7 protein-coding genes and 1 pseudogene are annotated in these 9,751 nt (G+C 74.4%); 6 read left to right on the top strand and 2 right to left on the bottom strand.

What is annotated here, in order from left to right; translation table 11 throughout:
- The first annotated feature begins 171 nt into the window (after positions 1-171).
- The gene (locus ACFVVX_RS29800) at positions 172-1,131 is read left to right on the top strand and encodes a D-2-hydroxyacid dehydrogenase family protein (protein ID WP_387950061.1); all 960 of its coding nucleotides are present in this window, start codon (positions 172-174) and stop codon (positions 1,129-1,131) included.
- Between the two features lie 39 nt (positions 1,132-1,170).
- Entirely contained in the window at positions 1,171-2,316 is a 1,146-nt protein-coding gene (locus ACFVVX_RS29805) for a hypothetical protein (protein ID WP_387950063.1), read from the top strand.
- Positions 2,317-2,472: 156 nt separating this feature from the next.
- Here ACFVVX_RS29805 and ACFVVX_RS29810 read toward each other — a convergent pair whose 3' ends face one another.
- Positions 2,473-4,065: a M4 family metallopeptidase gene (locus tag ACFVVX_RS29810; protein WP_387950065.1), complete on the bottom strand. Its 1,593-nt coding sequence runs from the start codon at positions 4,063-4,065 to the stop codon at positions 2,473-2,475.
- Between the two features lie 206 nt (positions 4,066-4,271).
- Between ACFVVX_RS29810 and ACFVVX_RS29815 the strand changes: the two genes are divergently transcribed.
- Both ACFVVX_RS29815 and ACFVVX_RS29820 read left to right on the top strand, forming a co-directional pair.
- Positions 4,272-4,727 (top strand): GNAT family N-acetyltransferase, encoded by a 456-nt coding sequence (locus tag ACFVVX_RS29815; protein ID WP_387950079.1) that lies wholly within the window; start codon positions 4,272-4,274, stop codon positions 4,725-4,727.
- A gap of 54 nt (positions 4,728-4,781) precedes the next feature.
- Positions 4,782-6,113 carry a hypothetical protein gene (locus ACFVVX_RS29820; RefSeq protein WP_387950067.1) on the top strand — a complete coding sequence of 444 codons (1,332 nt, stop codon included), beginning with the start codon at positions 4,782-4,784 and terminating at the stop codon, positions 6,111-6,113.
- Positions 6,114-6,143: 30 nt separating this feature from the next.
- On the opposite strand, the gene ACFVVX_RS29825 is transcribed toward ACFVVX_RS29820, so the two are convergent.
- Positions 6,144-8,252: an amino acid adenylation domain-containing protein gene (locus tag ACFVVX_RS29825; protein ID WP_387950069.1), complete on the bottom strand. Its 2,109-nt coding sequence runs from the start codon at positions 8,250-8,252 to the stop codon at positions 6,144-6,146.
- A gap of 234 nt (positions 8,253-8,486) precedes the next feature.
- On the opposite strand from ACFVVX_RS29825, the gene ACFVVX_RS29830 reads away from it, so the two are divergent.
- A complete protein-coding gene (locus ACFVVX_RS29830) occupies positions 8,487-9,311 on the top strand; it encodes an ABC transporter ATP-binding protein (RefSeq protein WP_387950071.1) in 825 nt (274 codons plus the stop codon).
- A 250-nt stretch (positions 9,312-9,561) separates the two neighbouring features.
- Positions 9,562-9,751 (top strand): annotated as a pseudogene (locus tag ACFVVX_RS29835) (peptidase M75); the annotation flags it as partial.

Raw genomic sequence — 9,751 nt, forward strand, 5'->3', positions numbered from 1 at the left:
GAACGACGTGCCGGCCTCTGCCAAGTCCTGGTCGAACTTGCCATGGCGTCAACGCTTCCTTCAGTTCCAGCGGCATCCTGAAATGAGCAGTTGGAGTCCGTACCGGCCAGCGCGGGTGACGGTCCGTGCCCCGCCGCCACGGGGAGGCATCGACTCTGCGAGAGTGCCGACATGAAACTTCGCTGTGCCGTACTGGACGACTTCCAGGGCGTCTCCACCAGCATCGTCGACTGGTCGCCCGTCACCGACCGGGTGGAGGTCGTCGCCTTCCCCGAGCACTTCCGCACCGAGGACGAACTCGCCGAGGCCCTGGCCGACTTCGACCTCGTGGTGACCCTGCGCGAGCGCGTCGCCTTCCCCGCCGAGCTGTTCGCCCGGCTGCCCCGGCTGCGGCTGCTGGTCGCCACCGGCATGCGGAACTCCGTCATCGACTTCGCCGCCGCCGCGGCCCACGGGGTCACCGTCTGCGGCACCAGCAGCTCCTCCACCGCGCCGGTCGAGCTGACCTGGGCGCTGCTGCTCGGCCTCGCCCGGGGCATCGTCCCGGAGAACACCGCGCTGCGCGAGGGCGGCCGCTGGCAGAGCACCGTCGGCGCCGACCTGTCCGGCCGGACGCTCGGCCTGCTCGGCCTCGGGAAGATCGGCAGCCTGGTCGCCCGCGTCGGCCTCGCCTTCGGCATGGACGTGGTCGCCTGGAGCCGTAACCTCACCGCCGAGCGGGCCGCCGAGGTCGGCGTGCGCCGCGCCGCCTCCAAGGAGGAACTGCTCGGCTACAGCGACTTCGTCTCGGTGCACCTGGCGCTGGGCGAGCGCACCCGCGACCTGCTGGGCGGGGCGGAACTGGCTCTGATGAAGCCGGACGCCTACCTGGTCAACACCTCCCGGGCGGCCATCGTCGACCAGGACGCCCTGCTCGCCGCCCTGACCGGGGGCCGGATCGCGGGCGCGGCGGTGGACGTCTTCGACCTCGAACCGCTCCCGGCCGGGCACCCGCTGCGCACCGCCCCGCGGCTGCTGGCCACCCCGCACCTGGGCTACGTCTCGCGGGACAACTACCGGACGTACTACGGCCAGGCGGTGGAGGACATCGCGGCCTTCCTGGACGGCACGCCGGTGCGCGTCCTGGGCTGACACGCCGGTCGCCGCCGGGCCGGCGGGCATACTGGCCCGGTGCTGAACGAGGAGACGGGCGCCCCCTGGCCCGGCCGCCGCGGGCTGCTGCTGGCGGGCGCGTCCGCCCTGCTGCTCTCGGCCGCCGGCTGCGCGAGCGATGGCGGCAGCGGCAGCGGTACCGGTAGCGGTGGTGGTGGCGGCGGCTCCGGCACCGGCACCGGCAGTGCGTCGGCGACCAATCCGCCCGAGCCGTCCCCGAGCCCCACCCCGACGGCCACCGCGGCTGCCACCTCCACTGCCCCCTCCACCGCCACCTCCACTGCCCCCTCCACTGCCCCCTCCACCGCCACCGCCACCGTCGCCGTCGCCGCGCTGCCGAAGCCGCCGCCCTGGCAGCCGAGCGCCTCCGACGTGCAGCCCGACGTCAAGCGCCGCGCCGTCGAGCTGGTCACGGCGATCGGATCCTGGCCGGTCGGCGGCGGGGGGCCGGAGGCGGCCAGGGCCCGGGTGGCGGCGCTCGGGCTGCCGCCGACGCTGGTGGACCAGGCCGGCCCGCTCGCCCCGGCGGCGGAGGAGGCCGCGCTGGAGGTGATCGAGGCCCAGTACGGGGGCATCCTCGCCGACACCTCCAGCGTCATGGTCGCGTGCCGCCAGTGGACCCGGCAGGCGGACGGCTCGATCGCCGAGGGCGGTACGACGGTCGACGTCCGGCTGAGCCGGGAGCAGCCCCGCTGGGCCGTCACCGAACTGATCCCGGGCGTGCCCGCCGCGCCCACCGCCTCGCCGTCACCCGCCGTCGGCCAGGTGCTGGCGCAGCCGCGGATCCAGCTGCCGCCGGCGGCGGTCGCCGACCTGCGCAGCGGCGTCGTGCACGAGAGCGTGCTCCGGGCGATGCTCGACCTGGCCGGTACCTACCGGCTGTCGCTCACCGTGCTGCGGTCCGGGCACCCCCTGGACGTGTTCGGCACCAGCCGGCCCAGCGACCACCCGCGCGGCCGGGCCCTGGACGTGTGGCAGATCGACGGGCAGGCGGTGGTGGACGCGGCCACGCCCCGGCGGCTGATCGAGTCCTTCATGCGGGACGCGGCGGCGGCCGGCTCCTACAACGTGGGCGGTCCGATCGCGCTCTCGGGCGGCGCGGGCAACCAGTTCTTCACCGACGAGACCCACCACGACCACGTGCACATCGGCTTCACCACCTGAGTCCGGAGCCGGAGTTGGAGCCGGAGTCGGGGCCGGAGTCGGGGCCGGTGCGGCACCGACGCAGAGGCCGTGGCCGACCGCGCCCGGCACGCACGGCAGCGGCCCGCCGCCGGAGCGACGGGCCGCTGGTGGTGCGAGCCGCTGGGTCGTGCGGGATCAGGCGACGGAGACGGCACTCCAGGCGGCCGCGACCGCCTTGTACTCGGTGCTGGTGGCGCCGTAGAGGTCCTTCGCGGCGCTCAGCGACGCGGCGCGGGCGCCCTTGTAGGTCGTGGTGGAGGTCATGTAGACCGTCAGCGCCCGGTACCAGATCTTGGCGACCTTCTCGTTGCCGATGCCGGCCACCGTGGAGCCGTTGCAGGTCGGGCTGTTGTAGGTGAAGCCGTTGATGGTCTTGCTGCCGCTGCCCTCACTGGCGAGGTAGAACCAGTGGTTGCCGACGCCCGAGGAGTTGTGGACGTCCAGCTTGCCGACCCTGCTGTTCCAGCAGTCGGCGGACCGGCCGTCCAGCGAGGGCTTGTCCATCCGGCGCAGCCACGGCGGGGTGGACTGGTCGCTGAACAGGTAGTCGGGGGTGTCCACGCTGTTGTTGGCGTACCACTCGACCATGGTGCCGAAGATGTCGCTGGTGGCCTCGTTGAGGCCGCCGGACTCGCCGCTGTAGCGCAGGTTGGCGGTGGCGCTGGTGACGCCGTGGGTCATCTCGTGGCCCATGGTGTCGAGGTCGACCTGCTCGGGGTCGGTCACGCCGTCGCCGTCGCCGGTCATCATGCAGAAGCACTCGTCGGACCACTGGGCGTTGTCCCACTTGGTGCCGACGTGGACGAAGACGGTGGCGCCCTTGCCGTCGTTCTTGATGCCGCTGCGGCCGAAGACGTTCTTGTAGTAGTCGAAGGTCCAGGCCGTGTTGGCGTGGGCGTCGACGGCGGCGGTGGAGCGGTCGGTGGAGAACTTCCGCCCGTCGCCCCAGACGTTGTCGGTGTCGGTGAACAGCGTGCCGGAGGACGCGGTCAGGGTGTCGGCGTCGACGTTGTGGGCGTCCTTGGTGACGTGGCCGCGGGTCGGGTCCTTCAGCGCGTAGCCGCCGGACTGCTGGGTGGTGGCGATGGTGACGTCGCCGGTGTACTCGGAGTGGCCGGTGCCGTTGGCCTGGTGCTCCGCGTCGTAGGCCTCGATCTGCTCGCCGGTGGTGGCGTCGGTGACGACGACCCGTCCAGAGGGCTGGCCGTGGTCGCCGACGCCGGCGACGGTGGTCTTCCAGGCGAGGCGGGGGGTGCCGTCGGCGGCCCAGACGACCAGCTCGGGCGTGCTGGTCGCGGAGGTGATGCCGGGCGCGGCCTGGAGCGCGCGACCGGCGGTGGCCTGGGCGGGGACGGTCGGGACGATGGACTTCACCGCGGCGTCGTGGGCCGCCGCGCGGGAGGAGTCCTTGAGCCGGCCGCGCGCGTCCTGGTGGACCACCAGGTCGCCGCCGACGACGGGCAGTCCGAGGTAGCTGCGGTCGAAGCGGACGTGCTGGCTGCCGTCGGCGTCCAGGATGACGTCCTTGACCTGAAGGTCCTGGCCGTCGCCGAAGCCGAAGACGCCGGCGTTGTGGGTGACGTTGGCCCTGGCCAGGGTGATCGCCGCGTCCCGCCCGGTGGCGGCGGCGGAGGCCGCGCCCGCCTGGAAGGTGGCGGCGACGAGGGCGGCGGTGGCCGCTATGGCTCCGGCCGCGAGGTGGCGGCGGTGAGAGGAGGTGGGGCTCACTCTGACTCCAGTCGGGGTAGCTGCAGGGAAAGAGCTGCGACCGAGATTGACGGTGAACAGCCAACCTTTGCTAGACGTTGGGTCAGATCTTGACCATTTCGTGTCCGGAGCCGATCAAGTTCTGTCAGGTGGAAGGGTTGACGAACGAAATTGCACCCGGTGTCGCGCGCACGAACGCGCCCGAATCCCTGCTCTACGATCCGGTGGTGACGATCACCTACACCTGGCGCGGAGCCCTCGACAACACCGAGCTCGACTCCCTGCACGCCGAAGGCTTCGGCCACCCCGACCAGCCCGTCGACCTGACCTCCGACCACCCTGCCGAGCAGCCCGTCGAGCAGCCCGTCGAGCAACCTTTCGACTGGCTCGCCCGGCTGACCGGTCACAGCCTCGGCTGGGTCTGCGCCCGCCGGGCCGGGCGGCTGGTCGGCTTCGTCAACGTCGCCTGGGACGGCGGCTCGCACGCCTTCCTGCTCGACACCGTCGTCGCAACGGCCGCCCAGCGCACCGGCATCGGCGCCGAGCTCGTCACCCGGGCCGCCGCCGGAGCCCGCGAGGCCGGCTGCGAGTGGCTCCACGTCGACTTCGAACCCCACCTGCGCCCCTTCTACCTCGAGGCCTGCGGCTTCGGTCCGACGGAGGCCGGCCTCCTTCGGCTCTGATTCCGGCTCTGATTCCGACTCCGAGCGGTGGCCGGCCGTCGTAGGCTCCCGGGTATGGACGGGTGGGTGGGGGCGTGGACCGGGGGCCGGCGGGCCGTGCACCTCGGGAATGTGGCCGACTTCAACGAGCAGTTCCTGCCCGAGGGGGTGGGGGCCGCGCAGCGGGAGCGAAGGCTGCGCCAGGGGCACCACTACGCGGGCATGGCGGCCTGCTACAGCCCGGAACCGGCGCTGGTGGTCCTGCCCGGGCTGGTCGAGGAGGCCTGGATCGCCTGGCTCGCCCGCGAGTTGGAGTGGGGGAGGGTCGAGCTGTACAGCGGGGTCGCCGACACCGTGACGCTCGGCCGGGCCCTGGCCGGGCGCCCGGCCCTGGCGGAGCGGATCGCGGCCGGCGGCCGGCCGGTGGTGGGCTGGGGGCGCACCGACCACTGGGGCGGCGGCGGTCCGGAGCTCGCCGCCGTCCGGCGCTACGAGTCGAAGGCGGCCGCGCACGAGCTGTTCGCCGAGCTGGCCGCCGACCACCCGGGGATCGTCGTGCCGTGGCAGGAACGGCCCGCGACGACCCGCCGGGCCGCCCGCCGGCTCACCGCCCGCGCGGCCCGGGGCGGTACCACCGTGGTCAAGAGCCCCTACGGCGTCGGGGGGTTCGGCACCGCCGTGGTCACCCCGCAGGAGCTGTTCGCGGCGGGCGGGGGCCGGGCGTTGCTGCGCAGGCTCACCGCGGACGAGGTCCTGCCGCCCGGGGACGGCCTGCTGCTGGAGGAGTTCATCGACGCCGGCCCGGCCGCCCGGCTGCGCGACCTCACCTTCGACGCGGTGATCGGCGCCGACGGACGGGTCCACCCCGTCGGCACCGGCGAGATGGCCGTCGACGGCACCCACTACCAGGGCGTCACCGTCGGCCCCGGCGCCGTCCCGCCCGAACTCGCCCGCACCGCCGAGCGGTTCGGGCTGGCGGTGGGCGAGCGGCTGGCCGCCGAGGGCTACCGGGGCTGGTTCGACGTCGACTTCGTCACCGACCGCCAGCGCCGGCTCGCCCCGACCGAGGCCAATCTGCGCCTCACCGGGCCCGCCGTCGCCTTCGTGCTGCGCGCCCGGCTCGACGAGGTGCGCGGACCAGGCCACCTGGTCCGCACCCTGGACGGCGCGCCGCTCGGTGTCCGGCTCTCGCAGGAGGCCCTCCACGAGCACCTGGACCGGCTGCGCCCGCGCTGCGCGGCCCTCGGCGCCACCCTGCTGCCGCTGGTGCCGACGACGGGCTACGAGCCGGAGCCCGCCGTCGGCCTCGCCCTGGCCGCGCGCAGCGCCGAGGCACTGGACGCGGCCGAGGCACTCCTCACCGCGGCGAACCACGCCCTGGGCCGGATGTTCGAGGCCCTGCGCTGACGCCTGCCCAGGAGCGGTTGCCGGGAGCGGTCAGGCCCGGTCGGTGGGTGAGCGCCAGGCGAGGAAGCGGACGAGGACCAGGGCCGCGACCATCAGGGCGACGTTGAACACGTAGACCAGCACGGCCTGGCGCGGCCAGTCCGTCGGGGAACTGATGCGGTAGAGGTTGTCCTGCGGCCACCAGGCGGCCAGCAGCCAGAACACCGACAGGTTGGCGGCGACGGACAGCCCGAGCGGCCGCTTGAACCGGGCGATCACCCGGGGGCCGAACAGCAGGAACGTCACGCCCGCGCCGAACGCCAGGCATTCGCAGACGTACAGCCAGGTGAAGTAGCCCGCGTAGGGGGAGGGCACCAGGGAGGTGTCGGTGGAGCGGGGGAAGAAGGTGTCGGTCATCACCCAGGCCAGGTAGGCGAAGAACAGCACGGGGAGGGCCCAGATGCAGCCCGGGGGGCGGTCGGCGGCCTGTCCGGCCCCCGCCCGGCCGCCGCTCTTGGCGGAGCCCCGGCCGGCCTTCCCGGAGCGCGGCCCGGTGTAGTCGCGCGGGGCGGGCAGCGGGAGTGCGCCGCGGTCCAGCTTGCCGGCCCGGGTGCGGGGGAGCGCGGGCAGCGGCACCACGGCGGCGGGTGCCTCGCCCGTCGGCAGGTGCTCGTCCAGGTAGAGGGAGAGCGACCAGGGGTCCAACGCGACGGAGCCCGGGGCGGCTACCGCGTACCCGACCACGGCCCGCCGCCCCGGCTCCACCTCCACCTCGGCGACGGCGCACTCCCGCACCCCCGGGTGCGAGCGCAGCACGCCCTCGGCCCGGGCGGCCGCCGCCACCCGGGCGACGATCCCGGCGGTCCGGGCCGCACCCGTCTTCGTGGCCGAGCCGCGCACCGCCTCGGCGCGGCCGAGGAACTCCAGTACCCCGTCCTCGCGGATCCGGCCCACGTCCCCGGTCAGCAGGATCCGCCCGTCCGGGTCGAACCCGGCGCGCCGGAACCGCAGGGCGTCCTCCTCAGGCCGCTTCAGATACCCCCGGCCGAGGCCCGCGCCCGCGACGGCGATCTCGCCGACCGCCCCGCGCGGCGCGCTCCCGCCGTCCGGGCCGAGCACGTACACCCGGCTCCCGGGGAACGGCACCCCGACCAGGCAGGTGCCCCGGCCGTCCTCGGTGACGCCGTCCGCGTCGAAGTAGGTGCTGTCGACGGAGGCCTCCGCGAGGCCGTACACGTTGAGCACCCGGACGCCCCCGCCGAGCAGCCGGCGCAGAGCCAGCTGCTCGTCCAGGTACCACTTCTCCGCCCCCACGGTCAGCAGCCGCACCCCGGCGAACGCCTCCCCGCCCCCGGCGGCGTCGAGGCGGTCGCGCAGCCGCCGCGCGGTGGTCGCGTTCAGCTCCAGCACCGTGACGCCCTCGGCGGCCACCAGGGCGGGCAGCTCGGCGATGTCGGCGGTGCGGTCCAGGGTCAGGTTGCGCGGGGCGACCACCAGGGTCGCTCCCGTGCACAGGGCGCGCACCCAGTCCGCGGTGAAGACGTCGAACTCCAGGCTCGCCGTCTGCAGGATCCGGTCGGCGGCGGTCAGCGCGTACACCTCCCGCCAGCCCTCGTACGCGGCCAGCAGCCGACGGTGCTCGATCAGCGCCCCCTTGGGCAGGGCGGTCGAGCCGGAGGTGAAGAAGACGCAGGCGAGGTCCGCCGGATCGACCGGCACCTGCGGGGGGTCGGCGGACAGCGCGGCGACCGCCTCCGCCGCCGAGTCCACACAGACCACCGCCCGGCCGCTGGCGTCCGTGAGCCGCACCCGGTGGGCCTCCTCGGTCACCACCACCGCCGGCGCGGCGTCCGCCAGCACGTGCCGCAGCAGCGGATCGGGCGCGCCCGGCTCCAGCGGCACGTACGCGCCGCCCGCCTTCAGCACCGCCAGCAGCGCGACGAACACCTCCGCGCCCCGGCCCAGCGCCACCGCCGCGAGGCCGCCCGGCGCGAGACCGCTCGCCGCCAGGTACCGGGCCAGTTGGTTCGCCCGCGCGTCCAGCTCCCCGTACGTCAGATCCTGCCCGCCGAACCGGACGGCCACCGCGTCCGGCGCCCGCCGCGCCTGCTCCTCGAACCGGCCGTGCAGCGTCCCCGCCCGCTTCTGCCCGATCTCCATGCCAGCCCCCATCCACCGTGCGAATCCCCCCGATAGTGCCCGCAACCACCGCCCCGCGACAGGCTCTTGCCGCAACCGCCCGCTCCCGGGCGGCCCGTCCACACCTCGGACGCCCCGACCTCCGCCGCGCCGACGGTTGTACTCTGCACGCGGACGGTCGGCGCCTGCCCGCCCGGTGCGGCGCCCCGCACCCGCACCCCTGCCCGGCGCCAAGCCCACGGAGGCCCGTCACCCATGAGCACGTCCGCCCCGCTGTTCGATGGCCCGCTGCTGCGCACCAGGGACGTCGACGTCGTCCGCGACGGCCGCTACCTGCTGCGCGGGATCAACCTCGCGATCCAGCCCGGCGAGCACTGGGCCCTGCTCGGCGCCAACGGCGCCGGCAAGTCCACCCTGCTCGCCCTGCTCGGCGCGGTCTCCCACCCGACCCGGGGCGAGGTGGATGTGCTCGGCCGCCGGCTCGGCCGGGTCGACATCCGCGACCTGCGCTCCCACCTCGGCCACGTCAACCCCCGGCACCCGCTGCGCTCGCCGCTGAGCGTGCGCGAGGTGGTGCTCACCGGCCTGACCAACACCATCGAGCCGGACCTGTACCGCAAGCCCGCCCCCGCGGCGCTGGACCGCGCCGAGCAGCTGATCGAGACCCTCGGCATGACCGCGATGGCCGACGCCCCCTGGACCACGCTCTCCCAGGGCGAGCGCGGCCGCGCCCTGATCGCCCGCGCGCTGATGCCCAGCCCGCTCCTGCTGCTGCTCGACGAGCCCGCCACCGGACTGGACCTCACGGCCCGCGAGCAGCTGCTGGACAGCCTCGACCTGCTGCGCCACCAGCACCCCGAGCTGGCCAGCGTGCTGGTGACCCACCACCTGGAGGAGCTGCCGGAGAGCACCACGCACGCGCTGCTGCTGCGGGCGGGGGAGTGCATCGCGGCCGGCCCGGTCGCCGAGGTGATGACCACCGAGCTGATCAGCGCCTGCTTCGGCCACCCGATCCGGATCAGCCGGCACGAGGGCCGCTGGACCGCCCGCGCGGCGGCCCGCCGCACCCCGCTGCGGTGAGGGCGAGGCGAAGGCGCGGGCGAAGGTGACGGCTCGGGTGAATGCGAAGGGGTTGGTGGGCTGACGACACGCGGGACGACGGGGTCGTGCGGGTCCGGGTTCATTGCAGGTGGGGGCCGGTGTGGACGGTCATATAAGCATTGCCTAAGGTATGCCTTAGCTAAGTGGGTGGGGGCGCCGGTGCGAACCGGTTCTCCCACCCACACTCAGTCCTGCCCTGGTTCACCCTGCCCTCCCCGTTGGAGCCCTCATGCCCGCGCGCCGTTCCACCGCCGCCACGCTGCTCGTCCTGGCCGTCTCAGGCACGCTGCTCGTGGGGTGCTCGCAGAAGAAGGACGACAAGGGGTCGTCGGACGCGGTGAAGGTGACTGCGTCGGACACGGCGTGTGAGGTGTCGAGGACGTCGTTCCCGGCGGGGCATGTGGCGATCGAGATCGCGA

This window comes from Kitasatospora sp. NPDC058170 (genome assembly GCF_042883905.1).
Lineage (GTDB): Bacteria > Actinomycetota > Actinomycetes > Streptomycetales > Streptomycetaceae > Kitasatospora.